This window comes from Methylohalobius crimeensis 10Ki (genome assembly GCF_000421465.1).
In the GTDB taxonomy this organism is placed as follows: domain Bacteria; phylum Pseudomonadota; class Gammaproteobacteria; order Methylococcales; family Methylothermaceae; genus Methylohalobius; species Methylohalobius crimeensis.
The window spans coordinates 402,714-428,135 of the sequence record NZ_ATXB01000001.1 but is presented as its reverse complement, the minus strand read 5'-3'; the positions used below and the strand labels follow the sequence as shown (position 1 = coordinate 428,135).

General features: G+C 58.2%; 27 protein-coding genes. 9 read left to right on the top strand and 18 right to left on the bottom strand.

All coding sequences use genetic code 11. The annotated features are described in order from the left end of the window. Positions 1 to 121: 121 nt before the first annotated feature. Positions 122 to 1,474, top strand: coding sequence for an IS701 family transposase (locus tag H035_RS0102280; protein WP_026596123.1), 1,353 nt, complete (start codon positions 122 to 124; stop codon positions 1,472 to 1,474). A 374-nt stretch (positions 1,475 to 1,848) separates the two neighbouring features. Here H035_RS0102280 and H035_RS0102275 read toward each other — a convergent pair whose 3' ends face one another. The 3 genes from H035_RS0102275 to H035_RS21705 are packed head-to-tail and all read right to left on the bottom strand — an operon-like array spanning position 1,849 to position 3,841. After that, the gene (locus H035_RS0102275) at positions 1,849 to 2,202 is read right to left on the bottom strand and encodes a hypothetical protein (protein ID WP_022947392.1); all 354 of its coding nucleotides are present in this window, start codon (positions 2,200 to 2,202) and stop codon (positions 1,849 to 1,851) included. A gap of 6 nt (positions 2,203 to 2,208) precedes the next feature. Continuing rightward, a complete protein-coding gene (locus H035_RS17830; RefSeq protein ID WP_084684842.1) occupies positions 2,209 to 3,261 on the bottom strand; it encodes an IS4 family transposase in 1,053 nt (350 codons plus the stop codon). Between the two features lie 49 nt (positions 3,262 to 3,310). Beyond that, positions 3,311 to 3,841 (bottom strand): hypothetical protein, encoded by a 531-nt coding sequence (locus H035_RS21705; protein WP_022947391.1) that lies wholly within the window; start codon positions 3,839 to 3,841, stop codon positions 3,311 to 3,313. Between the two features lie 91 nt (positions 3,842 to 3,932). Here H035_RS21705 and H035_RS0102260 point away from each other — a divergent pair, with 91 nt between their 5' ends. From H035_RS0102260 to clpB, 7 genes are all read left to right on the top strand, one after another. Beyond that, positions 3,933 to 5,339 carry an integron integrase gene (locus H035_RS0102260; RefSeq protein WP_084684801.1) on the top strand — a complete coding sequence of 469 codons (1,407 nt, stop codon included), beginning with the start codon at positions 3,933 to 3,935 and terminating at the stop codon, positions 5,337 to 5,339. Between the two features lie 17 nt (positions 5,340 to 5,356). Next, positions 5,357 to 6,319, top strand: a complete 963-nt coding sequence (gene rluD, locus H035_RS0102255) for a 23S rRNA pseudouridine(1911/1915/1917) synthase RluD (RefSeq protein WP_026596177.1) — start codon at positions 5,357 to 5,359, stop codon at positions 6,317 to 6,319. Between the two features lie 21 nt (positions 6,320 to 6,340). Next, the gene (locus H035_RS21175; protein WP_084684800.1) at positions 6,341 to 6,547 is read left to right on the top strand and encodes a hypothetical protein; all 207 of its coding nucleotides are present in this window, start codon (positions 6,341 to 6,343) and stop codon (positions 6,545 to 6,547) included. Positions 6,548 to 6,550: 3 nt separating this feature from the next. After that, positions 6,551 to 6,739, top strand: coding sequence for a hypothetical protein (locus H035_RS21170; RefSeq protein ID WP_200861520.1), 189 nt, complete (start codon positions 6,551 to 6,553; stop codon positions 6,737 to 6,739). A gap of 129 nt (positions 6,740 to 6,868) precedes the next feature. Further along, positions 6,869 to 7,069: a hypothetical protein gene (locus H035_RS0102245; protein WP_152485947.1), complete on the top strand. Its 201-nt coding sequence runs from the start codon at positions 6,869 to 6,871 to the stop codon at positions 7,067 to 7,069. Continuing rightward, positions 7,066 to 7,929 carry a peptidoglycan editing factor PgeF gene (pgeF, locus tag H035_RS0102240; protein ID WP_022947386.1) on the top strand — a complete coding sequence of 288 codons (864 nt, stop codon included), beginning with the start codon at positions 7,066 to 7,068 and terminating at the stop codon, positions 7,927 to 7,929. Before H035_RS0102245 ends, pgeF begins: the two co-directional genes overlap by 4 nt. A gap of 70 nt (positions 7,930 to 7,999) precedes the next feature. After that, the gene (gene clpB / locus H035_RS0102235; protein WP_022947385.1) at positions 8,000 to 10,579 is read left to right on the top strand and encodes an ATP-dependent chaperone ClpB; all 2,580 of its coding nucleotides are present in this window, start codon (positions 8,000 to 8,002) and stop codon (positions 10,577 to 10,579) included. Positions 10,580 to 10,959: 380 nt separating this feature from the next. On the opposite strand, the gene H035_RS21925 is transcribed toward clpB, so the two are convergent. The 10 genes from H035_RS21925 to H035_RS0102180 all read right to left on the bottom strand — a co-directional run bounded on the left by H035_RS21925 (position 10,960) and on the right by H035_RS0102180 (position 20,890). Next, complete coding sequence (locus tag H035_RS21925) at positions 10,960 to 11,736, bottom strand: hypothetical protein (protein WP_022947384.1); 777 nt, start codon at positions 11,734 to 11,736, stop codon at positions 10,960 to 10,962. A 296-nt stretch (positions 11,737 to 12,032) separates the two neighbouring features. Then, positions 12,033 to 12,737, bottom strand: coding sequence for a DUF3313 domain-containing protein (locus H035_RS0102220; protein ID WP_022947383.1), 705 nt, complete (start codon positions 12,735 to 12,737; stop codon positions 12,033 to 12,035). An 813-nt stretch (positions 12,738 to 13,550) separates the two neighbouring features. Continuing rightward, entirely contained in the window at positions 13,551 to 14,597 is a 1,047-nt protein-coding gene (locus tag H035_RS0102215; RefSeq protein WP_022947382.1) for a SphA family protein, read from the bottom strand. A 273-nt stretch (positions 14,598 to 14,870) separates the two neighbouring features. Further along, the gene (locus tag H035_RS0102210; protein ID WP_084684796.1) at positions 14,871 to 15,497 is read right to left on the bottom strand and encodes a TMEM175 family protein; all 627 of its coding nucleotides are present in this window, start codon (positions 15,495 to 15,497) and stop codon (positions 14,871 to 14,873) included. Between the two features lie 53 nt (positions 15,498 to 15,550). Beyond that, positions 15,551 to 16,261 (bottom strand): DUF4410 domain-containing protein, encoded by a 711-nt coding sequence (locus tag H035_RS0102205; RefSeq protein ID WP_022947380.1) that lies wholly within the window; start codon positions 16,259 to 16,261, stop codon positions 15,551 to 15,553. 148 nt (positions 16,262 to 16,409) lie between these two features. Continuing rightward, positions 16,410 to 17,231 (bottom strand): hypothetical protein, encoded by an 822-nt coding sequence (locus H035_RS20645; RefSeq protein ID WP_022947379.1) that lies wholly within the window; start codon positions 17,229 to 17,231, stop codon positions 16,410 to 16,412. Continuing rightward, complete coding sequence (locus H035_RS17820) at positions 17,228 to 18,085, bottom strand: DUF2092 domain-containing protein (protein ID WP_200861519.1); 858 nt, start codon at positions 18,083 to 18,085, stop codon at positions 17,228 to 17,230. The genes H035_RS20645 and H035_RS17820 overlap by 4 nt, the downstream gene beginning before the upstream one ends. A 39-nt stretch (positions 18,086 to 18,124) precedes the next feature. Next, positions 18,125 to 18,511 (bottom strand): hypothetical protein, encoded by a 387-nt coding sequence (locus tag H035_RS0102190; RefSeq protein ID WP_026596175.1) that lies wholly within the window; start codon positions 18,509 to 18,511, stop codon positions 18,125 to 18,127. Positions 18,512 to 18,584: 73 nt separating this feature from the next. Beyond that, positions 18,585 to 19,298, bottom strand: a complete 714-nt coding sequence (locus H035_RS0102185) for a DUF3313 domain-containing protein (protein WP_051149722.1) — start codon at positions 19,296 to 19,298, stop codon at positions 18,585 to 18,587. A gap of 407 nt (positions 19,299 to 19,705) precedes the next feature. Beyond that, positions 19,706 to 20,890, bottom strand: coding sequence for a formylglycine-generating enzyme family protein (locus H035_RS0102180; protein WP_022947375.1), 1,185 nt, complete (start codon positions 20,888 to 20,890; stop codon positions 19,706 to 19,708). A gap of 207 nt (positions 20,891 to 21,097) precedes the next feature. Here H035_RS0102180 and H035_RS21920 point away from each other — a divergent pair, with 207 nt between their 5' ends. After that, on the top strand, positions 21,098 to 21,259 hold the full coding sequence (locus tag H035_RS21920; RefSeq protein WP_161623991.1) for a hypothetical protein: 162 nt from the start codon (positions 21,098 to 21,100) through the stop codon (positions 21,257 to 21,259). Here the strand turns inward: H035_RS21920 and H035_RS21685 are convergent. The 5 genes from H035_RS21685 to H035_RS0102155 form a co-directional block, all read right to left on the bottom strand. Then, complete coding sequence (locus H035_RS21685; protein ID WP_022947374.1) at positions 21,256 to 21,447, bottom strand: hypothetical protein; 192 nt, start codon at positions 21,445 to 21,447, stop codon at positions 21,256 to 21,258. The two genes, H035_RS21920 and H035_RS21685, sit on opposite strands and share 4 nt — an antisense overlap. A gap of 31 nt (positions 21,448 to 21,478) precedes the next feature. Further along, a complete protein-coding gene (locus H035_RS17815; protein WP_200861518.1) occupies positions 21,479 to 23,356 on the bottom strand; it encodes a DUF3604 domain-containing protein in 1,878 nt (625 codons plus the stop codon). 94 nt (positions 23,357 to 23,450) lie between these two features. Next, the gene (locus H035_RS17810; RefSeq protein ID WP_022947373.1) at positions 23,451 to 24,008 is read right to left on the bottom strand and encodes a hypothetical protein; all 558 of its coding nucleotides are present in this window, start codon (positions 24,006 to 24,008) and stop codon (positions 23,451 to 23,453) included. After that, the gene (locus tag H035_RS0102160) at positions 24,005 to 24,844 is read right to left on the bottom strand and encodes a peptidyl-prolyl cis-trans isomerase (protein WP_022947372.1); all 840 of its coding nucleotides are present in this window, start codon (positions 24,842 to 24,844) and stop codon (positions 24,005 to 24,007) included. The genes H035_RS17810 and H035_RS0102160 overlap by 4 nt, the downstream gene beginning before the upstream one ends. After that, the gene (locus tag H035_RS0102155) at positions 24,841 to 25,422 is read right to left on the bottom strand and encodes a DUF502 domain-containing protein (protein ID WP_022947371.1); all 582 of its coding nucleotides are present in this window, start codon (positions 25,420 to 25,422) and stop codon (positions 24,841 to 24,843) included. The genes H035_RS0102160 and H035_RS0102155 overlap by 4 nt, the downstream gene beginning before the upstream one ends.

Sequence of the window (25,422 nt, the reverse complement as noted above, 5' to 3'; positions counted from 1 at the left end):
ATAAGTAATGCCATTTCTTGCATAATCTCTGATCTCGACTTTCCCCATTTGAGGGGTTGTATAAGGGCCGGGAGATAACCACCTATGAAGAATCATCTTCGACCAAAAAGAGGTTCTTCAGATGGGCGGATTACCTCCCGACGTCTTGTCGATTATAAAGGTGTTTGCACCGCTGTTCAGCAAAAGGGTATGGCAACGGGCGCAAGTGTTACTGATAGGTGCGATCCTCACGCCTGGTCGACGCACGGTGGCGGCAGTGCTTCGGGTGATGGGGCTCGGCGAGGAGCGACGGTTCAAGAACTACCATCGGGTGCTCAGCCGGGCGCGGTGGTCTGGGCTGGCCAGCAGTCGCCTGTTGTTGGGGCTGTTAATCCAGGCGTTTGCCTGGCAGGGACCCTTGGTGATGGGATTGGATGACACGATTGAGCGACGGTGGGGGCGCAAGATTGGTGCTCGGGGGATCTACCGGGACCCGGTCCGCTCCAGCCGGGGGCATTTTGTGAAAGCCAGCGGCCTGCGCTGGTTGAGCCTGATGCTGTTGGTGCCGATCCCTTGGGCCCATCGGGTTTGGGCGCTTCCTTTTCTGACCTCGCTATGCCCCTCGGAGCGCTACTATCGGCGCTATCGGCGTGCGCATCGATCCTTGACCGAGCGGGCCCGGCAGCTCTTGCGGATGGTCCGGCGCTGGTTGCCCACCCGCTCGATCGTGGTGGTCGCCGATCAGAGCTTTGCGGCCTTGGATCTTTTGGCGGCCGTCACTGGGGACCGGTTCAGTGTCGTGACCCGGCTGCGGTTGGATGCGGCGTTGTACGAACCGGCCCCGCCGCCGCGACCGGGCCGCTCTGGACGACCGCGCAAAAAGGGGAAACGGCTCCCCACGCTGGCGCAAGTGGCCGCCGACCCGGCGACCCGTTGGCAACGCTTGACCGTTGCGCGGTGGTATGGCGAATCCGACCGCCCGGTGGAAATCGCCTCGGGCACGGCGGTGTGGTACCACGCGGGCAAACCGCCCGTACCGCTCCGTTGGGTGCTGATCCGCGATCCGCTCCAGCGCTTCCAGGCCCAAGCGCTGTTGTGCACGGATCCGAAGGCCGCGCCGACAGAGATCGTCCAGTGGTTTATCCGCCGTTGGCAGGTCGAGGTCACCTTCGAAGAAACCCGTGCCCACTTGGGACTGGAAACGCAGCGCCAATGGTCAAGGCGGGCGATCGCCCGGACCACGCCCATCCTGCTCGGCTTGTTCTCCCTGGTCACCCTCATGGCCGATCGGCTGGTCGCCAACCAGGCGATGCCGGTGCGTACCGCTGCCTGGTATCGCAAAACTCACCCGACCTTTATCGATGCGTTGGCCTTGGTACGCCGTCACCTGTGGAGTGCACACCTTTTTTCCAGGTCGCCGCCAGCCACCGACGTGGAAAAAAATCCCAACCCATTACTGACCCGCTGTATCGAGATAATGTGCTATGCCGCATAATGGGGAAAGTCGAGCTGATGCGACGTCTAAAATTACTGCATTTTTTTCTCCCACACTATTCTTAAGCCTCTCAATCTCATCCATTTGCTTGCTGATGGGTGGGAGCACCGACTCGTATCTGTACTCAAGATCTCTTAATCGCCGTTTAGCTTCTATCTGCTGTTTCGAGCGAACATCTTTTAATTCATGTATGGTATTTTGTTCGTTAAAATATCGTGGCAAAAAGGATACAGCGAAGCTTACTACGAAAACTGCGAGTGATATCAAGATTACGTTTTTCATTATGACGCCCTATATAGTATTTACGTACCTAACGTCCAGCTTAACAGGCGCATTTGTAGCGAGCGGAAAATGCGTCCGGGTTAAAGCTGTTGTTATGCCTTTTTAATTTGTTTTTCAAGTAAGTCATACATAACGCCATCAAATACAGCACCTTTGTCACGCACTTTCTTACACATGTCCCATATAACGGAGGCGTTATAATTCTTGTAGGCACAGTGCTGATAGACACCCACCATCTCTGCATACAAATCCCACTCCTTATTTTCCGTAGTAGCCTTAACTGCTTTCACCGACTGATATGCAATAACTGCTATCCCGATCAAAATAAATACATCTCTGCTTTCTTGATATGAAATTAGTAGAGCAGATGATATTGCTAACCACTTAACTATAAAGATGGCGACCCTGAAAAAGTTTTTCCACTTCGTTCCCTCAGTACGGGACAAAAAACTTCAATAGCCATAGAAAATCCGTCCATCGATCGAAGAGGTTGAAGAGGAGATTGCGGATGAAATCGAGGCCATGTCGGAAGACGGACTTGACCGGTCGCTGGAGCGTTTTTTTACCTCAATGGGCTTTTGTTCAGTCAGTACCTCACCGGTACGCCAACTCCAAGCAAAGGCGAGCGCCAAAAGCGCCAGCAGTTTGCTGAGGCGGTCGGGATGAGTCAGATGGGTGTCCTCCAAATTGAAGCCGCGGGACTTCAAGGCGCCGAACAGGGTTTCGATTTCCCAACGCTGCCCATAGGCGGTGAACGCCTCGCTCTGGGGCGCACCGTGAGTTGCCACGATCAAAAGTTCGTTATCGGCCAGCCGCAAAGCCGATATATGAATAAAGCAGTCCCAGACCGGTCGACGCCCTTCCAAGTGACGCATCTGTCCGGGCCTAAGCGATCTAAAGAACAGCCAGGCTGGGGTGGCGCGATTCCAGGTGTTGGGAATTCGGGTGTTTTCCTTGATCCGAATATGAAAGGGAATGCCCTGGGTCTGAAGCCAGGTAAACCATTTTTGACCGACAAACTCTCGATCGGCCAACAGCGCCCGGATGCGGGTTTTACCAAAGTTCGCCAGAAAGCGTTGCATCAATTCGATGCGCTGGTCGGTATGAGAATTGCCCGCTTTGCCCAACACCGTCCACAGCACCGGCAAGGCCATCCCCTTCTGGGCAATGCCCAACACCAGAAAATTGATTTCGATCTTACCCAATTTCCAATTGGTACGATCCAAGGTCAGATACCACGGCCCTTCACCCACCGCAAACAAATGCACCAGCAGCCGCGCCAGCACGTCATAGTTGATCGTAAAGCCCCGAAAGAACCGCTGCAAACGCTTATAGTGCGAAGCCACTTGCGCCTTGCCACGGAAAGCCGTGGCCAATTCGGCCAGATTGACGCTGCGTACCTGGAACAAGGCCAACAGAAACTGAGCCAGAAAGTTCAAGCGGGCACCATGCCAGGGGAGATGCTCAGCCAATACGGCCCGAAGCGCAGAAACGGAATCATTCATATCAAGGATAGGGTGAAAATCATCAAATGATCCCCATACTATCAGTAGGTTACAGATTTTGTCCTGTACTAAGCTTCGTTCCATAAATCTCAGGAAAGCGCTCTTTTGACAGCAAGCTTTCACGGTACGCAGATACTTCTGCATATAGCAGCGCATCTGTTAACAAATAGTCCAATCTATCCGACCACATTAAAGGTGTTTGAAGATAACGTACGGTATCAGAAATCAGTTCATCTCTTGCGATTGGCCACACTTCCTGTTTCTTATTGAGAAGACCTCCTTGATAAATCTCCTTATGAAGCCAAAATGTTTGCTCGCTGAATTCTTCCTTCTGCTTTTCAGTCATGTTGTCTTCGTAATTTAACCAGGTACGAAGATCATCAAAAATTTCCCGGGCTTCCGTGATCTTCTTCCAATAGTCTGCTGGTCTAGTTCCATTACAAATAGAGCGATTACGAACGTTTTCCACCAGTTCCTTTGCCAAAGTGAAATATTGTCGATTACCATATCGGTCTTCTGGCTCCTTGGGCCAATCACCAAGCCACTCCTGCTCTTCTTCAATATAGGCTTCGATATCCATAGTCATCTTCCTAGGGCATAACAGTTCAATAGACAGAAATCTCTAATTAGGGCAATAGACAGATTCTGCCTATTCATCTAATATGAGTTTTATGGGTAAAAATATCATACGTAAAAACTCATCGACAACTCCAAACCCAGAGACCTACCGCCCCTCCAACTGGCAACGCTACCTTGATCTGCTAAGCCGCCAGGGAGTCCCCGAGCATTACCGGCGCTGGTACGTGCGCCATGTCGAAGAGTTGCTGGCCGCTTTTCCGGGAAAGAGCCTCCGGAAGTTGAACAGAGAGGATATCTGCAACTACCTGCAAAACCTGACTCGTCAAACACAAATGCCGGGCTGGCAGATCAGACAGAAAGTCGATGCCATCCGCCTGCTGCTGGTCGATCTCGTCCGAAACACCCAGGCCATGGAGGTGGACTGGAACTATTGGGGGGAGGCGGGGCTGGAAACCTTGCCCGCGAACCACCCCACCCTGGCGAAGGAATCTCCGCCTGAGGCCCTGATCCAAAAGAACAGCCGGACCAAATCCCTGGATTCCGACGGCGAGGCGGCGGTGACGAAGACGGTGCGCCTCCTGCGCAGCCAGCACTATTCCATCCGCACCGAAAACGCCTACCGCGACTGGGTGATGCGCTTTCTGGCTTTTGCGGGCAAGCCGCCGGCGGAATTGGACTCGGGGGATGCCGGAACCTTTCTCTCCCATCTGACAGTGGAACGGCGGATCTCCCAGAGCACCCAGAGACAAGCCCTCAATGCCCTGAGCTTCTTCTACAAACACGTACTGGCACGGGAATTCGCGCTCACCGAAGGTTTCCGGCCCGCCAAGCGAACCCGCCGCATTCCGGTCGTGCTGAGCCGGGAGGAAATCAAGCGCCTGCTCGACGCCCTCGAGGGAATCCACCGGTTGATGGCGGGGCTCATGTACGGTACCGGCACGAGGCTGCTTGAACTGGTGCGATTAAGGGTTCAGGACGTGGATTTCGAGCGCTCCCTGATCGTGGTGCGCGACGGCAAGGGACGCAAGGACCGCGTGGTGCCGCTTCCGATGAGCTTCAAGGAAGACTTGCAGGCCCATCTTGCCGAACGCCGCCGCCAATTCGAGGCCGACCGGCTCGCCGGGCCGGTTCACGTCCATCTGCCCGATGCCTTGGCGCGCAAATACCCCCAAGCCTCCACCGACTGGCGCTGGCAATACGTCTTCGCCTCGGCGCGGCTCGCCCGCGATCCGCGCTCGGGACAAGTGCGCCGCCACCACATCCACGAAAACACCCTGCAAAAAGCCATCCACAAGGCGGCGCAAAAGACTGACATCCCCAAGCGGGTCAACAGCCACGCCTTGCGCCATTCGTTCGCCACCCATCTCCTGGAAGCCGGCTATGACATTCGCACCGTGCAGGAGCTGCTCGGCCACGCCGACGTCTCCACCACCATGATCTACACCCATGTCCTCAATAAGCCGGGCTTGCCGCCGGTGATCAGCCCGGCGGACTTTTGAACCGAAACACCGAAACCATGACCACCCGAACCTCCCTCCTCTCCCGCACCGTCCCCGAAGACATGGCCGGCCTGCGCCTGGATCAGGCCCTGGCGCAGCTCTTTCCGGATTATTCCCGCAGCCGTCTCCAGCAATGGGTCAAGCAGGGGCGGGTGAAGGTCGACGGCGAAGCGCTGCGGCCGCGGGACAAACTCCAGGGCGGCGAATGGATCGAGTTGGAAGCCGTGGAGGAGCCGCGGGGGGAATTCCTCCCCCAGGCGATTCCTTTGGCAATCGTCTTCGAGGACGAGCATTTGATCGTTCTGAACAAACCCGCCGGTTTGGTGGTTCACCCCGCCGCCGGCCACCGGGACGGCACCCTGCAAAACGCCCTCCTCCACCACGCCCCGCAATTGGCCAGCCTGCCCCGCGCCGGGATCGTCCATCGGCTGGACAAGGAAACCTCGGGCCTGCTCGTGGTGGCCAAATCCCTCAAGGCCCATAAAGGCCTGGTGGATCAACTTCAGGCCCGGACGGTGAAGCGGGAATATCTGGCGCTGGTGCAGGGACGCATGACCGCCGGCGGTACCGTGAACGCCCCCATCGGCCGCCATCCGGTGGACCGCAAGCGGTTCGCGGTGGTCGAGGGCGGCAAGGAGGCGATCACCCATTATCGAGTGGCCGAACGCTTCCCCCATCACACCTTGATCCGGGTGCAATTGGAAACCGGCCGCACCCACCAGATCCGCGTCCACATGGCCTACTTGCGCTACCCGCTGGTGGGCGACCCGCAATACGGCCGCCTTCGCCTGCCGCCCGGCGCGAGCGATGAACTGATCGAAGCGTTGCGCGGGTTCAAGCGCCAGGCCCTGCACGCCGCCAGGCTTTCCCTGACCCATCCCGAAACCGGCGAGGAACTGGGCTGGGAGAGCCCGCTGCCGGAGGATTTTGAGCGCATTTTAGCCATTCTGCGTGAGAACAGAGGTATGATAAAACCCTGAATTCAGTTGGAGATTCTAGCTATGGCTACCGATACGCTACCTGATTCCGAACAAACCAAGACCTTACTTAAGGAAGCTTTAATTGAACTATTGCAAGAGCGGCGTCCTGAATTTCAAGAAGTCTTACTGGAAGCATTGGAAGAAGTTGCTTTCGAAAAAGCAATCCAAGCAGGCCGCCGGGATGAATTTGTATCCGAAGATAAAATCCGGGCAATCCTTGAGGAATAATTTATGGATGTCGCTTTTGAATCCCGTTTCGCCAAGGATTTGAAACATATTCAAGATGCATCGCTTCGCCGCCGAGTCAAGCAACTGATTAACGAGACCCAAAACGCCTCATCTAAGCATGAGATTCCAAATCTGACAAAACTTAAAGGTTTTCCAGCTACTATCGAATCCGAATCGGCAACTATCGGATAGGTCTTGCAATCATAGATACTCGAGTCATCTTTGTGCGTATTTTGCATCGCAAAGCCATTTATCGTTACTTTCCATAATAATTTTTTCAACCTCTCATCCATCAAAATGCGCAAACTATCGGCAATCGGTTTGTTATCGATCACATCGCCGGCCGCCCTGGCCCACGGCGGCCAGTGGCACCTGGACGACGAAACCCTGGAATCCATTTTTCATTTCATGGATCGGATCTACCACGCCTTTATCGCCCATCTGCCTCTGATGGCAGGCATCGTGGCGGGGGTATTGATCCTGCTGGCGGTGATCAAGGTCATTCGCACCCGCTCGGGATGAATTTCATCGCTGCCGACTGGCCCGCCCCGGATTCGATCCGGGCCGCGGTCACCCTCCGCACCGGCGGGATCAGCCGCGGCCCTTACGCCTCCTGGAACTTGGCCGACCATGTAGGCGACGATCCCGATTGCGTGGCCCGCAACCGGCAGATTCTGCGGGAACGGCTCGCCCTCCCCTCGGAACCGGTTTGGCTCAGGCAAGTCCATGGGAACCGGGTTATCCGAGTCGATCGGGAAGAAGGAGATAAGGCCGAGGATATTTGTATCCCCCTCTCCCCAACCCTCTCCCCCAATGGGGGAGAGGGGACAGTTGGGGGAAAGTTGACGGCGTCTCCCGAGCGGCTCTCTCCCGACACTCTATCCCCCGCCGCCGATGCCGCATTCACCTCCCGCCCGAACCTCGTCCTGGCCGTTCTGACCGCCGACTGCCTGCCGATCCTGCTCACCGACGGCACTGCCTGCGCCGCGGTGCACGCCGGCTGGCGCGGCCTCCTGGCCGGCATCGTCGACAACGCCCTCGCCGTCCCGCCGTGGCGGCATCCTCCCATGGCCTGGCTCGGACCGGCCATCGGCCCCGAGGCGTTCGAGGTGGGCGCGGAAGTCAAAGACGCCTTCCTCAACCGCAATCCCGATTTCGCCGCCGCCTTCCGACCCGCCGGAGAGACAAATCGGAACCTGGGAAGGCGGAGCATCACATACCTCGCCGATCTCTACCTGCTGGCGCGTCTGATCCTTCAATCCCACGGCGTCGAAGCCGTCTACGGCGGCCGCTTCTGCACTCACGGCGACCGGCAGCGATTCTATTCCTACCGCCGCGACGGCGTATGCGGCCGCATGGCGAGCTTGATCTGGCGCGCTTGAAATAATTCGTCCCCACCCCCACATTGGTAAGCAATCGACCATTTTCCTCACGAAACAAAAGGCTTTACCCATGCGAATGGACAAACTCACCACCCAATTCCAGGAAGCCCTGTCCGACGCGCAGAGCTTGGCACTGGGCAAGGACCACCAGTTCATCGAACCGGTACACGCAATGATCGCGCTCCTGGATCAGGAAGGCGGGACCGTGCGCCCGCTGCTGACCAAGGCCGGCGCCAACGTCAATCAACTGCGCACCGAACTGGGCAAGCAGCTCGACCGCTTCCCCACCGTGGAAGGGACCGGCGGCGAGGTCGTTGTTTCCAACGCCCTGGGGCGGATCCTGAACCTGACCGACAAGCTCGCCCAGAAGCGCGGCGACACCTACATCTCCAGCGAACTATTCGTGCTCGCGGCGCTGGAGGACAAGGGCCCCTTGGCGGAGGCCCTGAACAAGGCCGGTGCCACCCGCAGTCTGATCGAGAAGGCCATCGACGAGATCCGCGGCGGCGAGAATGTCACCGACCAGGACGCCGAACAGCAGCGCCAGGCGCTGGAAAAATACACCATCGACCTGACCGAGCGCGCCGAACAGGGCAAACTCGACCCGGTCATCGGCCGCGACGAGGAAATCCGCCGCACCATTCAGATCCTGCAGCGGCGCACCAAGAACAATCCCTGCCTGGTGGGCGAACCCGGGGTGGGCAAGACCGCCATCGCGGAGGGACTGGCCCAGCGCATCGTCAACGGCGAAGTCCCCGAGGGTCTGCGCGGCAAGCGGATTCTGTCCTTGGACATGGCCGCCCTGATCGCCGGGGCCAAGTTCCGGGGCGAATTCGAGGAGCGCCTCAAGGCGGTGCTCAACGACATCGCCAAGGCGGAAGGCAAGGTGATTTTGTTCATCGACGAAATCCACACCATCGTCGGCGCCGGCAAGGCGGAAGGGGCGGTGGATGCCGGCAACATGCTCAAGCCGGCCCTGGCGCGCGGCGAGCTCCACTGCATCGGCGCCACCACCCTGGACGAATACCGCAAATACATCGAAAAGGACGCCGCCCTGGAACGCCGCTTCCAGATGGTCATCGTAGACGAACCCAATCGGGAGGACACCATCGCCATCCTGCGCGGCCTCAAGGAACGCTACGAGCTCCATCACGGGGTGGAGATCACCGACTCGGCGATCATCGCCGCCGCCAACCTGTCCCATCGCTACATCACCGACCGCAAGCTGCCGGACAAGGCCATCGACCTGATCGACGAATCGGCGGCCAAGATCCGCATGGAAATCGACTCCAAGCCGGAATCCATGGACCGCCTGGATCGGCGCTTGATCCAGCTCAAGATCGAGCGCGAAGCGCTCAAGAAGGAGACCGATCCGGGCTCCAAAAAGCGCCTGGACACGCTCGAGGAAGAGATCGACAAGCTGGAGCGGGAATACTCCGAGCTGGAGGAAATCTGGAAGGCGGAAAAAGCGTCCCTACAAGGCGCCCACTCGATCAAGGAAAAGCTGGACCAAGCCCGGCTGGAACTGGAAAACGCCAAGCGCGCCGGCGACCTGCAGCGAATGGCGGAAATCCAATACGGCATGATTCCGCAATTGGAAGGCCAGCTCAAATCCGCCCAGGAGGCCGAGCAAAAGGACTTCAAGCTGCTCCGCAACAAGGTGGGCGAGGAGGAAATCGCCGAGATCGTCTCCAAATGGACCGGCATCCCGGTCTCCAAGATGCTGGAAAGCGAGAAGCAGAAGCTGCTCCACCTGGAAGATCAGCTCCATCGCCGGGTGGTGGGGCAGAACGAGGCGGTCACCGCGGTGGCCAACGCCATCCGCCGGTCGCGGGCGGGGCTGTCCGATCCCAACCGGCCCACCGGATCGTTCCTGTTCCTCGGTCCCACCGGGGTGGGCAAGACCGAGCTGTGCAAGGCCCTGGCCCAGTTCCTGTTCGACACCGAACGCGCCATGATCCGCATCGACATGTCGGAATTCATGGAAAAGCACGCCGTCGCCCGCCTGATCGGGGCGCCGCCGGGCTACGTGGGCTACGAGGAAGGCGGCTATCTGACCGAAGCGGTGCGGCGCAAGCCCTACTCGGTGATCCTGTTCGACGAGGTGGAAAAGGCCCACGCCGACGTGTTCAACATCCTGCTCCAGATCCTGGACGACGGGCGGCTCACCGACAGTCACGGGCGCACGGTGGATTTCCGCAACACGGTGGTGATCATGACCTCCAATCTGGGCTCCGACCGGATTCAGGAATTGGAACAGGAATCGGCCGACTATCCGGTGATCAAAAAAGAGGTCATGAGCTACGTCAATCAATACTTCCGGCCGGAATTCGTCAACCGGATCGACGAGATCGTGGTGTTCCACCCGCTGGGACGGGAGCACATTCATCGCATCGCCCGGCTGCAGATCGCCCTTCTGGAGCAGCGTCTGGAGGAACGGGAAATGGCCATGCAGCTCACCGAAGGCGCGCTGGACATCGTCGCCGAGGGGGGCTACGACCCGGTCTTCGGCGCGCGGCCCCTGCGCCGGGCGATCCAGCACCTCATCGAGGAACCGTTGGCGATGGAAATCCTGGCGGGCAAATTCGGCCCGGGCGATACCATCGTCGCCGATGCGGAAGACGGCAAAATCGTGTTCCACAAGGACTGATTCACCCGCCTTGCTTACTCCCACTTGCGCGCCTTCGGGCGCGCTTTTTTATGCTCAGTCAGGGAATGGAAATGGTCGTTCGAAGATTTCCATTGACGAAAATTTGGTAGTCTCCATGTGTTAAGCCCTTTTTCAGGGGATGCGGTGATCGTGGATCATGGCTCTAAGCCTGATTCGTGGGGGTGAGCGCGGGGAAAGCGAGGTCTTGACAAGCTAAATGATACACTCCAAATGAGCGCCGCATATCCGCGTTTTGGAAGCAAACACGTTCAAGAGAGATGGAGAACCAAACAAGCTCTATTAACTGAGGCCGAAGATGGAATCAAAAAGCGCGCCATTACGGCGCGCTTTTATTATGTGAAATCGCTCAATATAGAGGATTAAAAGGGACGACCTCTGTCTTTGCTTGCCGAAGGTGCGGAGGAGTCGTCATCCGAGGAGTCGTCATCCGAGGAGTCGTCATCCGAGGAGTCGTCATCCGAGGAGTCGTCGTCCGAGGAGTCGTCATCGATTTCACACGTTACCGCGTCAACGGATACGACGGTTTCGCTATCTGCATCGAAAATCTCGGCGGATACCGTCCCTTGCTGGATGAAATCGGGACCGATTTCATTGTCTCCTTCCATGATGTCATCGGGATCGCTGTCGAAGTCGAATTCGACTTCATCGTCGTCGGAAGGCATGGAGAAACTGGTGGCCGTATTGGCGCCGGAGGTGATCATCGCCGAATAGTTTCCGGGAACCAGATTCTTGGCATTGACCGAGACTTCGGAACGATCCGTCTCCCGCTCGCAAGAAACGAAGATTTTGGAGGTGTCGCTCGAGGTGGAGGCGTCATCGTCCGAAGAATCCTCATCGTCGAAATCGTCGTCTTCGAATTTGGAGAAATTGTTTACTTTCTCACAATAGGCCGAATCTTCCGGCTTAGCTAATTTGAGTTCGAAATTGAATGATTTGCCTCGCCGCTCCAATTCTACGTCATAATACTTTCCGTCCAGGTCATCGTCCAAATTTTCCACTTTGACGCAAGGTATCGTTAACGTTTCCAAATCGAAGTCGGCTCGTGCCACCCCGGCGATATTATCTTTCCCCTGACCGGCCCAGGCCGGACTGCTCGCAAGGCATATAGCCGCCACTACAAGACCGAGCTTAGTCATAAGCATCTCCTTTTTGAAAAATACGCAATTTTTTCTCAAAACCACTCAATCAATGAGTTCCTACTGGCAAACCGAAGGCAATTCTGGCCTCCAAGAAAGTCAACGCAAATTGAAAATAGCCCCACTGGCACCTAATTTTCAAATCCCTCTATAACGACATGGGATCTTTTTCTCACTTTATTCTGCCAGTGGGGAATTGCCGGCCGACGGACTGGACGGATCGAAGCCGGATTGCTGAACGGCCCATATATGGAGTTATAGCGGTCCTGCTGCTGTTACAGGGGGGACGCTGTCCTCTACTCCGGCGGCATCGCACCACAGTTCACCAACCGGTAAGCCAATCGTCTCGCCCAGAAGTCGAAGATCGTCTCTACCTCGTTCCAACGGTCGGTAACCCCGCCGGGCGCCTTGTCCACCACTCGGCGGTCGACGGCCGCGGCAATCCGTTCGCCGGTCACGGCATCCACAATCTCGGCTTCGGCGCTGGCCGTACTGATGAATTTCACGGTTCCGGGCGTCAACTCCTTGTGCTTAGTCATCACCAGCATCTGCGGCATAAACGACGAGACCATATCCAGTGTCACCCAGGAACCCTCCGCCTCGGTGATCGCCCCTCTGATCCGTAAGGTTCCCGGTTGAAGCGTCTGCACGATCCGGTAGTATTGACCCAATTCGCTCACCAGCGAACCGTGCAGGTAGTTGACCAGTCTCTGCAGTTCCTCGGACGGAATCTCGGCCAAGCCATCGTTTTCACGAACCCATATGGCGACGGGATCGATCATAACCTTGTCATAGGAATTACAGGTCTGTTCATATTTCGGGTTGATGTAGACCCTAAGCGCCTCTCCCTTGCCCCCTTCCCGGAGCATCGAATAATCCCCCAGGAAACCGGCCGCTTCGACATCCCTCGCCTGCCTGGTCGATGCGCACCCTCCCAGGAGAATTACAGTCAGAACCAGCCCGAAAATGCCATGGATCTTTCGATTGACAGAATTTCCCATTTTGAACCTCCCGATCGGTGATGCTCATGATTTCCGCATCGCCTTCATCAGCTCTTTCGAACCCCCACCCAGTGGGCAACGCAGCTAGCAACCCGTCACAGCCCCGGCGGCGCTTTCTCCCAACGATAACCCTCGGCGGCGAGCTCGAATCCGGTCTGAAACAGTTTCCGCATGTGCTCGGTATCGAAGTTCTCCTTGTGCGGGTCGTTGATTGCGCGCTTCCAAAATGTCCTTGGGAGCGGTTTGGGTATAAACCTCTCTCAGTTGGGTATCGTATTCCGGCCCCAGAAAAGCGAACGGGGCGATCAACGCGCCGGTGCTGATCCCGGTGACCGCTTTGAATTCGGGACGGGTACCGGCCCACAGTCCAGCCGCACAACACCCCTCTCCGGAGGCAAGGTGGCGTCATGGCCTTGCTCGGCGAAATAGGCTCGTTCCCGATAATAACTTTCGATCGCGTCTCGAGTGAATTCCGGCATTTCTTCGCGGACCACATATCGTACTCCCGGCATGCCGACTACTTCGGCATTGTTCGACAAAGCCGAGGGAACGGCGGGTCTCCGAACCGGCAACGAACAGCCGGAGAGTAACAGGATCGCTCCGACAAGGATCGAACCGACCTGCTCCCTCCTTCGTCCTAGCGACACTTCTTTAGCGATCAAGATTAAACAAAAACCAAAGCGTCCCATAGCTACCTTCCCAAAAACCGGAGATACAAGCGAATCCTAACACTAAACTTGACCTTCCGAGGGGATGGATTGTCAATCCCCAGGGCTATCGGAACCTCTCAGCGAGACTATCGAAAATCGAAGCTCAAAAATCAAACGCAACCGAGAGCATGCCAATCTCGCCCTCGAAACGGTTTTCTACGTTGAATTCATGGATCCATTTGCCGATGAAATGGATCTGTTTGTCGCCGAATTTGGGACTGTAGCGGACGATGGGGCCAATGCCAATGGCTTCCCCTTGGAAGCCTCCCACATTCGAAAGCGCTGGCAGTCCCAGTGCCTGTCGCCGCTGATTGCGCGTATCCACAAACTGCTGCAATCGATCCAACAGCGGCCCCTCGTCATCGCTGAGCTGGTTGTAGTAGTAACCGGTGACCCCGACGCCGAATTCCTCGGAAAAGTGTTGGGCTACGGTGTAATCCAGGTGGAATTCGTCACCGCTCTGGTACTGAGTGGCGTCGTTCACGGTGTTGCTCATGAAACCGACGTTGAACGAGATTTCGTGGCCGCGGGTCGGATGGAGCCAAGTCAGCCCCACGATGGTGTCGAAGGACCAGTGATTGCGCCCCAGGTTGACGATTTCGTCCTTATCGTAAAAGCCGCTCGGCATGAAGACCGCCTCGCTCAGATTGATATTGAAATCGCCCCATTTCCAGGTGAGCGACAGGGGCAGGATCACCAGATCGCCCACGCCACCCCGGTTGTCCTCTCCTTGCATGGAAAATGATCTCCCTCCCAGGAAGGGCCCCGCTTCCAGTCGGGCTTCCACTTTGGCATCGAACACCACCGGCAGAAACAAGCCGGCTCCATAGCGCGCGCCAAGGATTTCAAAATCGCTGACATAGACCAATTTGAAGGTAGTGGTCCACATGGCCAGATCGGCATTGGCGACGATATTCCTACCCAAGGTCACTTCATTCGGGAATTGAGCGTTGTAATACATGAGATCGTCGCGGAAATAAAAACCGGGATCGACCTGCAAATTCATGAAGAAATCGTTGTAAGCGCCGGGAACGTAATGGCTCATGCCACCTTCGGTGGCTTCGGCATCATGGAAAGTCGAGATCGCCGACAAGGCTGCGACAACCACTATGGGTTTGACGGATGTGAAAAAACCGTTTTTAACGGTCATGGCAGTTCTCCTTATTTTCGGGTTGGGTTGGTTTTTCTTAATAGCGGCGGCGAACGACACTACGACGAACCGAACCATTCGCAAACCGTCGAATCGGGAAATCGTCCATATTTCAGCCGGTTGGGCGCAATCGAACTCGATCGAGACCGGCACAGGATTCAAACCATTCACGTGGCCGGCGTGCCGAGAGCATCTGGGCTTGTCTCCAGCAGCACAACCGGCCGCGCGGAGCCATCGGTCACTCTCCTTTCATTTCGGAGATCAGAGCAATTTTTACTCGAACGCTCGTAGAGATAGGTGATACAGCGGGATACTCACAAAGAATAGGCTGCTCAGCTGCATACTCAGAAAAGAAAGGGGAACAGCTATCACGCTGATAATGATAGGGCTCACAAATAGTCGCCGGGTCACTTTCCGACGGATGATTTCTTCCACCGTACGGTCAAGCAACTGGGGATGAGAAACCGCATACCTCCAAAGTGCGATGAGAGCAAGCCCGATGAGAATTTGAACGACGCCGAAGAGCAGGGTCACCAATGCCTCGTGGCGATAGGCACCTTTGAGTTCCGTGATGAACGGCAGCAGCGTGACGGGAAACAAGAGAAGCATATTGAGCCAGACCAACGCCCGGCTTCCCTGCCGGAAATAACTCATGATTGCGACGAGCAGAATCCAATAAGTACCGGCGAGCCAGAAGCTGACTCCGTAGATGAACCGGTCGAAACCGATACGCTCCAGGAATACGATCAGCCCCTGTTCGGAAAATCGGTGGTCGGGAGGAATGTCGATCCCCAAAACCAACAGCGTCATGACGATGGCAAACACAGCATCGGCCATCGCTTTGCAACGGTCAAGGCTGAATCTTTCGGTGGAATTCGGTGTTAAGACTTCTTTTGGCATGATCCGCTAGCCCCCTTTGTAATCAAGCTTGTTATTCCAACGGTAGGGCCGACTTAATCGATCCAACCCTGCTCCTTGAATTTCACTTTCAGTTCCTTTGCGATAAAGTCAGCGGTCCGCTTGGCGGTGCCTTCGATCGTGCTTCTGCCCGATACTTCACCGGCCACTTTCGCTCCGCCCATGACGATCAGGCCGATCGGGTTAGCCGTCGCAACGGTGACCGCAATGGGAACCACCACGCCAGGCGTTTTGCCCCCGCCGGAATCGACTTCGCCCGATCCAAGCCAACGCAAACCCTGATTCGTCATCAGATAACCTTCGACCGAGGTCTTCAACTCGGCGGATCCGGAACCGAAACCGATGACGAGACGCTTGACGCGACTGCCCTCGTCGACGGACCCAAAATAGCCCATGATCACGAGGTCGCCGACCCGCGGCTGCGGTTGGCCTGCGGCCCGCACGGCCGGCAATCCCATGTCTTGGATCTTCGCGACAAGTTCCTCCGCGACCTGAGCACCCAACTGGCGGCCAACTGCGATCTCCTCGGCGGTTTGGGGCGTACCGGGATGAGCATATTGCCTCGCCGCCACTGACCAGGGTGGGATGTCGGCGGGGGTCGCGGCAAAGTCATGGACGATGATACGGTCGGGACGCACCAGCTTTGGGCCCATGTAAGGATGGCGCGCGGTGACCTTGGTTGACGCGCAACCGTTGAAAATGGTCAATGTGATTAAACAGGTGACAACAAGGCTAAGTGGTTTCATGACGGATCTCCTCTTGTAAATTTATGGATGGGAAATGCAGCAGGGGACGGGACAATCGCTCGGCCCGATAGCCCGATAGCCCGATAGAAGGTTTGAAACTTATTCGTCTTTTCATAACATGGGGTCATGGCCACTTGGCACCGCCTGCTTAGTATCCGGAAGGCGGAGGCACGGGCATATAAACGACGCCGTTATTGCCGTAAGCCTGGGTATACCAATTGGTACCGCACTGATAATACGTCACGCCTTTGAAGACAGCCGTATTAGGAGTGCAGGGCAAGCCGGCGGAACCTGCGGGCTGAGGGGGCGGTGCATAGACGACGGTCGTGGACGGGGCGGTCGACGTGGTCTGGGAAGCCGACGATTGGCCCGCCGCATAGCCGCCCATGGCACCCAGCGCCGCAGCGCCGATGGCCACGGCCGCCACTTCGCCGTCGTCCCAATCGTCGTCATCGTCATAATGATAGCCTCCCCTATAATAACCCCCACCGTGGTAGTGATCGTCCGCGTAATCTTGGCGGTTGGCTTGTCGTTCGGTATAGCCCTGCTGGCGTATATCGGTTCGTTCGGTATAGCCCTGCTGGCGAGAGTCTGTGCGTTCAGACATACCTTCCTGCCGCTGGCCTTGCCTCTGGGTCCACTGTTCCTGGCTCGAAGTCCGGGTGTCGGCCCGGGTCTGGCTACGCTCGGTGGCTTGCGATTGACGCTGCTGCTGAGTAGCCGCGCGATTGGTGGAAGCGGTTTGGGCGGATTGGGAACGCTGGCCGGACCGTTGCGTCGCACCCGCCTGGCGAGAGGCCGTGCCACCAGTGCCACGAGACGCGAAACTTCCACTCGCCGCGGGCCCGCTGCGGGAAAAGCCTCCGCCTCCACCGCCGCCGAACCGACGGGCGGCAGCTTCATCCAAGGTTCCCATCAGAAACACGAATGTGACCGCAAGGGCGGTCACGATCAAAGCTCGAGTATTCATTTCTCTCCTCCGGTTTGCAGTGGGGTCGCCGTTCCCTGAACCGCGATTCGTGGCAACTGCGCGAGAAAGGAAATCTTCCGTGCCCCTTCGGGTGGGATGAAGGCGAACTGGGAGTCATGGAGTTCGGGCGAAAGATTCCAATTGGAAAACGTCGCCCGGAATTGGGGTTGACCCTCGGCGTTCTTGTAGGTCAACACCGCCCGGATAGGCAACGGCCGCGCCCCCTCTTCGATCCATACCTGGTAATCCACGGTTTCGGTGCGTCCCGCCAGGTGATGGCTGGGCGTCCCATGGATTTCGGTCCGCTCCACATAATCGAGCGACTCGGTCCGACGTTCGAGCTCGGCCGGGAGCCGGCTGACCAGGAGCATGGCCAAGGGCAAGCGCATGTTAAGATCCCTAAGGAAATACATGATCGCCTCGTCGATGCCTCCGGGCTTGTCGACTTGGGCGTAAACGTTGTGCAACGGACTGAACGCCGTGATTTTCTCACCGTCGTATACGACGAGATGCTGTTTTCCGTCGCTATGCTCCGCTTCGACGCGCAGTCCATTGGGCCGACTCACGATGACCCTCCGGCTCTCCCCGAATTCAATCTTCTGGCCGGACACCTGCACCACGTCGTAACCGCTTTTAAGATCCACGCTGAACCGCGGAGTCTTGCCGAGGAGCTCGGCCATGCGCATGAGGATTTCTTTCGCCTCCGCCGGTTGGGCATCTGCCTGCAGTGCCGATTCCCGCGCCGCCAGCGTCTCCGAACGCGTCACCGCTCCCTTCTCTGCGCAGGCTGTTATCGTCAGGACTGCAGCGCATAGCACGATATGCGCTGCCGGCCTATGGGAATAAGTCTTCATTGGTCACCCTCCTCCGAGGATATGGATCGAAACTTGGCGTCATTTCACCGAATACCCGAGCGCCTCCAGGCAGGAAGCCATGGCCCGGTTATAGTTGTCGCGGCCGGGCGGGCTCGCAGGCGCGGATTGCATCTGCCGGTCCCGCTCCTTGAATGCGCGGCCCATCCCGCCCGCGATGGCGCCGATGGCCGCCCCCTTGCCGGCATCGCCGGCGATCGACGCTTGAGCCTGTGGATTGGAAGGATCGAAGCCGGACTGCTGGACGGCCCAGGTATGGCAGTGATAGCGGTCCTGCTGCTGCTGTTGGGGACTTTGTCCGGCTTTGGGATAGATCATCAGATCCCCCTGCGCCCAGGCAGTCGGAGACCCCACTCCGGCCAATAACACGCCGGTGACTATCGTTCTACGGATTAGTCTGTTTAACATGTTCATTCCTCCTATTTAATTTAATGCTTTGCATCGGATGTTTGGCTTATGCGATTAAATTGCACTTCCAACTCTATTCTTCCGGCAGCATGGCACCGCAGTTCGCCAAACGGTAAGCCAAACGTCTCGCCCAGAGGTCGAAGGCGGTCTCCACGTCGTTCCATTGTTTGGTGACGCCGCTGAAAGTCTTGCCCCCTACTTGGCGGTCGACGCCCGCGGCGATCCGTTCGCCGGTCGCAATGTCGATTATCTCGGCTTCGGCGCTGGCCTTGCCGACGAATGCCGCCGTTCCGGTCGCCACTTCCTTGAGCTTGGACATGACCAGCATCTGCGGCACGAACGACGAGACGGTATCCAGCGTCACCCAGGAACCCTCCGCCTCGGTGATCGCCGCCCGGACCCGTAGGGTTCCGGGCCGGGGCGTCTGCACGATTCGGTAGTATTTACCCAACTCGCTCACCAGCGAACCGTGCAGATGGTTGACCAGGGCCTGCCGATCTTCGGCCGGCAGTTCGGCCAAATCGCTGTTTTCCGTCGCCCAAAGGGTGACGGGGTCGATCAAAACCTTGTCGTAGGATTGGCAGGCGCGTTCGTAATCCGGGTGGATGTAGAGCATGAGCGCCTCGCCCTCCCGCCCTTCCCGAAGCATCGAGTAATCCCCCAGGAAGCCGGACGGTTCGACATCCCTCGCCTGTTTGGTCGAAGCGCACCCACCCATGATCGATGCAGTCAGAAGCAGCCCGAAAATGCCATAGATTTTTTTATTGATATGGACAGGATTTGCCATCTCAAACATCCCGAGTGGTAATAGATAAGTCGTTAAACTGGATTTCATGGTCGTTCTTCTCTCTTTTTGGAAAAATTGCATCGAATTGGGGGCATTCATGGATTCCCTAGCTCCGTCGCCAACCGGGACCGCAATTCTTTGAGCGCGGGGTTCCCCGGGTTCCATTTCAGTCCCGCCTCGACCACGGCCCGTCACTTGCCGGCACCCGTGGCGCCATGCTGCAACCGGTTCAATATCTGGCCCAGGTTGAAGCTGCCGCTCTTCTGACTGGGCGGATACTCCTCGAACGATTTGATGAATTTGCCTGCGATGGTCTGTGCCGGAATGAGAGTCCAGAGCTTTCAGAGCCGTAGTGACTCGATTCATGGGTGTGTCCTCCTGTCTATGGATAATCAATAATGAGCGTTTTATCTACCGGGATCCGATGCGGACTTCACGCAGCGAAAACCCAGATGATTCGTTCCTGTGCTGGGCTCACCCTTGCCCCGCGTGCCGACCATATAGCGGGAGCAATATTGTTCCGTGCACAAAAATGACCCGCCGCGGTGAACGCGCTTCGGAACACCGGGTTCGGCGGGATCGGATGAAGAAGAGGGGCCACGCGGATTGCGGGCCACTTCGCCCAAGGCGGCCAATGACGTGTAGTAATCGGGCCGATACCAGTCGCTCGTCCATTCCCACACGTTGCCCGCCACGTCGTACAGTCCGTAGTCGTTCGGTGGATACTGCGCCACCGGCGCGATTCCTTGATGTCGGTCATCTCCCGTGTCTTGATTGGGGAAATGACCCTGATGGCTATTGGTCATCCACTGACCGTCCTTGAGGAACTTATCCCCCCAGGGATAGATTTTGCCCGACAGTCCACCGCGCGCGGCGAACTCCCATTCCGCCTCGGTGGGCAGGCGTTTTCCCGCCCATTTGGCATAGGCGACTGCATCCTCATAGGCAATATGTACGACGGGGTAATTCTCACGCCCCTTGAGGTCACTCTCCGGTCCCAGTGGATGGCGCCAGTTCGCACCAACGACATAACTCCACCACTGAAAATAGTTATTCAGCGAAACGGCTTGGTCTGGTGGGGAAAAGACCACCGATCCCGCGATTAGGTTTTCCGGCGGCGCATTCGGGAATTCCTCCTGTGTGGGTACGCGCTCGGCCACCGTGGCATAACCGGTCGCCTCAACGAACTTCCTGAATTGTGCATTCGTCACTTCGGTTTTATCCATCCATAAACCGTCCACATAAACCCGATGAATCGGCCGCGAGTCACGCGTGGCATGCATCCCCACGGCGTTCCTGTCCCGCCCGAGGGGATCGACGGCGCCCATCGAAAATTCCCCGCCAGGAATCCAGACCATGCCCTCGGGAGCCGGGCCTGGCAGGGTCGCCGCGTTGGCAACAGTTGGCTGGAACGCGCCTGTCACGGCTTCCATCGGCTCGGTCTGAACCCTCGGCGCCAGACGCGTGGCTGCATAGATGGCCCAGCCACCCGCGACTGCCACCGCAGCCAACACCAACATCAGCCAGGTGAGTCCGGCTTTGGAGTTCCGGACAGGCCGAGGCTGTTTTTTGCGCTTTGACTTTTTGCTCATCTCCCGCCTCAACGGTAGAAATTAGAAATCCGAGTATCGAAATCCAAAACAAACAGCCTGGACTCAACTCGCAAGTGCAACTCAACAGGTCAGATTAGACGGCGAGCTGCGGTGGTCTATTTGACCGTCACGGGTTTCAAGGAAACGACCGCCCGATCGAGAGTACCGCTGAACGCATTGTCGCGCGTGTAGTCCCGCGAGACCGGCGTGCCGGTATCCACCCCCGACCACCCCGACGTCGAACGTTTCGGACAGCGAGAAGGTTCCCGGCATGGTGCGGCCGACTTCCCCTTCCCCGACTTGTTCGCCATTGACATACAGCGTAACGGTCCCGGTCCGGTCCTCATGGGCTTCATAGACAGCCTTTAGCTCCACTTCACCAACCGGCAGCGGCCCGTTCGATCGGATCTGAAATCGGTCTTCGTTGCAGGCCAGCCGATAGTCGACGACATAAAGCGAGTAGCCGCCGTAAAGCCCGCCGGATAAAAGACAAACTCGGGTTTCGGTGCAAAGTGCTTGACGGTGTTGGTCAATCTCGCGCCGATGTCGTCGTTCACTGCAAGTCTCCTATGGTTGTAAGATCGAGTTCTATTCCGTGGCTGGCGCATACCAGATCGGTGACGTGTAGGCGCGTTCCTGCAGTACCATTTTGGTACCGGGAAGGGGCTTCACCCCGAAACGTTTGGCGTCGTAGGCGGTCCAGCGCGGGGTTGGAATCTCGATCACGCGGGCGTAATAGAATGCGCGCTGCTTCGCATCGAAGGCCGGGTCCTTCCACACCGTAATCAGTTCCGGGTCGCCGATCGTGTTGGTCCAGATGGCGTTTTCAACGTCCACGGTACTGCCGACCGGCGGGAGTTTGCCACTCTCATCGGGCCGGCGCTTGTCGGCGTCGCCCCAAACGACGTCGTAGACTTCTTCATGCACTTCGCCTTTGGCGTCGAGCCAGCCTTTGACGATCTGAATGCGATCGAGATTGGCTCCGATGGGGTCGCGCAGGGCCGCGACCAGAAACGTCGGCTGCTTGCCGGCGGACGCACCCCTCAGATCGCCGCCCATGGGCACCCCTTTGCTGTAGCCCACGGCGGCCGGCAGGCGGCTCTGTGCGTCCCCGGGCTCGAACTCCCAGCCGCCGAAGAAGCGCACGATCATGCGTGGCCCGGTGGTGGCGTAGGTTTCCCGCCGTTCCATCGCGTCGAACAAGGCTTCGCGCGTATTCTCGGTGGCCCACACGGCGGCGTAACCGGATGCGGAGACTTCCGAGTCCATGACCTTCACGCCGGTCTTCGCATTGTCGAAGAAGGTATGGGTCATCCGTTCCGGACCGGGTTCCTGCGGCGTGGTCTTGCCGAAGAAATTCTCCTCTTCCATGGCGGCCAGTCCGGTATGCGCGTCGGAACTGCCGATCATGCCGAATTTGTAAGGATTGACGCCCAGTTTTTGCTCCAGGCTCAGACCGAGCTTCAGGCCTGAACGCGCATATTCGAACTGGAGCATGTCCCGGGTCTTGGCCACGCTGCCGTCGAGGTTGCCCTTATCCCACGTCTCGAAATCGGCGAATTCATCGTTGGGCGAGAGGAAGGGATGGGTCTCGCCGTCCCCTTTCGTTTGAGTCGCTTCGTAGAGCCGCTCCCACTTGGCGCGCGCCTCGGCATAGGTGCGGTCGATCTTGCGGCCGAAAGCCTCCACGAACGGAAACATGCGGCCGTTGGACAGATTACCGTTGTGGGCGATGGCCAGCACGTCGCCGCCGGTCTTTTCCTCGTAGGCGGCCATCCACTTCCACAAATCCACCGGGTTATCGCTGCCCAGGGGCTTCATCGTGGTAAACGGTTCGACTCGGCTTGCCTTGTCGCCGTCGTCGCGAAATATGACGTTGCGGTGCAGGTTGTTGCCGCCGGTGTTGGAGGTCCATTCATAGCCGATGAAGGCCGTGAAGCGCCCCGGATCGTTGGCTTCCTCGGCCGCCTTGATGGTTTCCTGCCAGGCGCCGCGGTAGGCGGAGGTGCCGGGAAGGGGCATGATGGCCTTGGAGATGGTTCCCTTGCCGAAGTGGGTGATGATCTCGATGGCCGCCTCCGCGCCTTTGCCGGAATGGATCATGTCGTGCCACTTGCGGCCTTGCGCGTCCGCCATGATCCTGGGATCGCCGCCGACCAGCAACGGAAAGAAACCGAAGCCGTCCGAGTGATCGGCCACCACGAGAAAATCGAGCGGACGGGAAAGCTTGACGGGCTGGCCGCTGGACGCCGTCACCTCCTCGCCGCGGGCGAAGCGGTAGGCGTCGCGCGGCGTCAGGCGCGCACCGAATGCCCCCGCGTCCATGAAAAATGCGGTGTGAAGATGAGTGTCGCCGAAGAAAGGACGGGTGGGGAAATCGCGCCCGGATAAGGCGAATAAACCGGCTTGGCGGAATACACTTTCCCGGCCGTCTGCCTGTCGAGTTGGCCCGCGTCGTGCCCGCATACTTGCGGCGGCACGCCGACGGCCAACAACGTTGCCAATATCGTGGTAAGAACCAGTCGTGTCTTCATCTCTATTCTCCCTTCTCGATAGGGTTTCAAAATAAGGCCACGCGTTGAAAAACCCAGAACATGGCGACGCTTCCGATGGCATAAGGTGCTGCGAGTTCCGTCCACCAAGGAAGCCGTGTGCGGATGCGGCGAGCGACGGCGAAGACGCCGAGCTTGGAATACACCCCCGCGACCGCTGGCCAGGATGCGCGCACGGGTATCCGCGCCGCCGGTCGCCCCGGCGTCAGCCGCTGCGTCCAGGCGGTGCCGTCGGCGAATTCGGCTCTAACCAGGGCGTCGGTCATGGTGCCCTCCAGCCCGGCGATGCGCTCCTCTTGCCCACGCAGCGTCTCCAAAGGCTTCATTCGCCACGTCTGCACCGCGGCGTTTTCGGCCGGGTGGGTGACGATCGGCGTGAGATTCGCCATTTCTCCGGAGAATCGCGGCGACAGCGCCAGCCGCATGCCACCGCGCATCGGCGTCTTCCAAAGCACGCGAAACTCGCCGGCCTTTTCTTCGTGCATTTCGAGATACGCCGGGCGCAACTCGTGCCCGAACAGGGGGGCGGCGGCAAGACACAGGATCGCGAGCCACGCGCCTTTCATCGCCCCGTCTCCCGCCGTGTTGCGAGAGGCGCTGCCGACCCTCCGTCCACGATGACGTCGTACTTCTTCAACAATTCGGCGAAATACCGTTCGCCGGCTTCGGCTTGCCGCGACCGCTGCCACGCCTCCCGCACCTGCGTCCGGACTTCTTCGAACGGACGCTGCCGGGCGGCCTGGCGCCCGCCGATTCTAACGAGATGGAAGCCGTAGCCCGACTCGACCGGACCGTGCCACGACCCAGGCTCGAGGGCAAAAACGGTCTCGGCGAACTCGCGCCCGAACAGGCTCGCCACCGCCTGTTCGTCGGCCCCCTCGAAATGCCGTTCCAACAGAATCCGGTCCCCCAATTCGGCCGGGCGGCGGGTCGCGATTTCTTTCAGTCCTTGCCGCGCGGACGATTCGGTGTCGAAGAAAATCTGAGTGAACGAAATGCGCGCCGGAATCCGATAATGCGCGCGCGTGACATCGTAGAACTCGCGCAATTCCGTCTCCGCCGGTTCGGCCAGGCTCGCAGTGTCCTGGACGAGAAAGGCCATCTTCTGAGCCAAGCGCCGCCGGACCACGGTATCGTTTTCGTCCAGGCCCAATTCACGCGCCTCCAGGGCGAGCAACACTTCCTTCAAGTAGTCGTTGACGAGGTTGCGAAACTCCCGCTCATCGGGCGGCCGGTGCCACTGCCGCGCCCAGGTTTCCTTGAGCCAGCCAAGTTCCTCCGCGGTAATGCGCACGACGCGCGCGTCGCCTCCCTCTCCTTGATGGAACCATGCGTAAGCGGCGAACAGCAAGCCGCCCGCCAGCAAGAAATGTATCAAGGGTTCTTTCAGCCAGGATCTCATGGTTGCGTGGATTTCCGCATCGCCTTGACCAGTTCTTCCGAGCCCACACCCCAGTGGGAAACGCAGGTCGCGACCCGGCCAAGGCCGACATCGATCAAATGCACCCGTTCGCGGACGAGGATGTATATGGCGCCTTGTACGGGGTTTGGCACCGACGGAACGAAGACCACATATCGCCCGTCTTCGAGTTCCTCCACCACGAAGGCCGGAACGAGCGCGTCCTCGATCTCGGCGAAAGCCGCCTTAATCGGTTGGTTTCCGGTCTTTTGCGCAAGATTCTCGCCGAAGCCGCGCAGAAACCGGTAGAACGGGAATCGCTCGGCGAGACTATCGCTGACCCTGGTTTTAATCCGCCGGACCGGGCCGAACTGCAGGATCAGACCGGCGACGAACGACATCGCCACCAGCGCCGTCACGGCCCACAATCCGGGGAACAGGGCTTCGAACGGCAGCCTCTCCGCGAACGGTTCGAGGGCCGTGTGAATCGATACGAAGGCCCGTTTCAGCAAAATCAGAATCGCGGTCACCGGCAAGACGACGAAGAGTCCGCCTACAATTGTGCGCCGGAGGAATTTCAT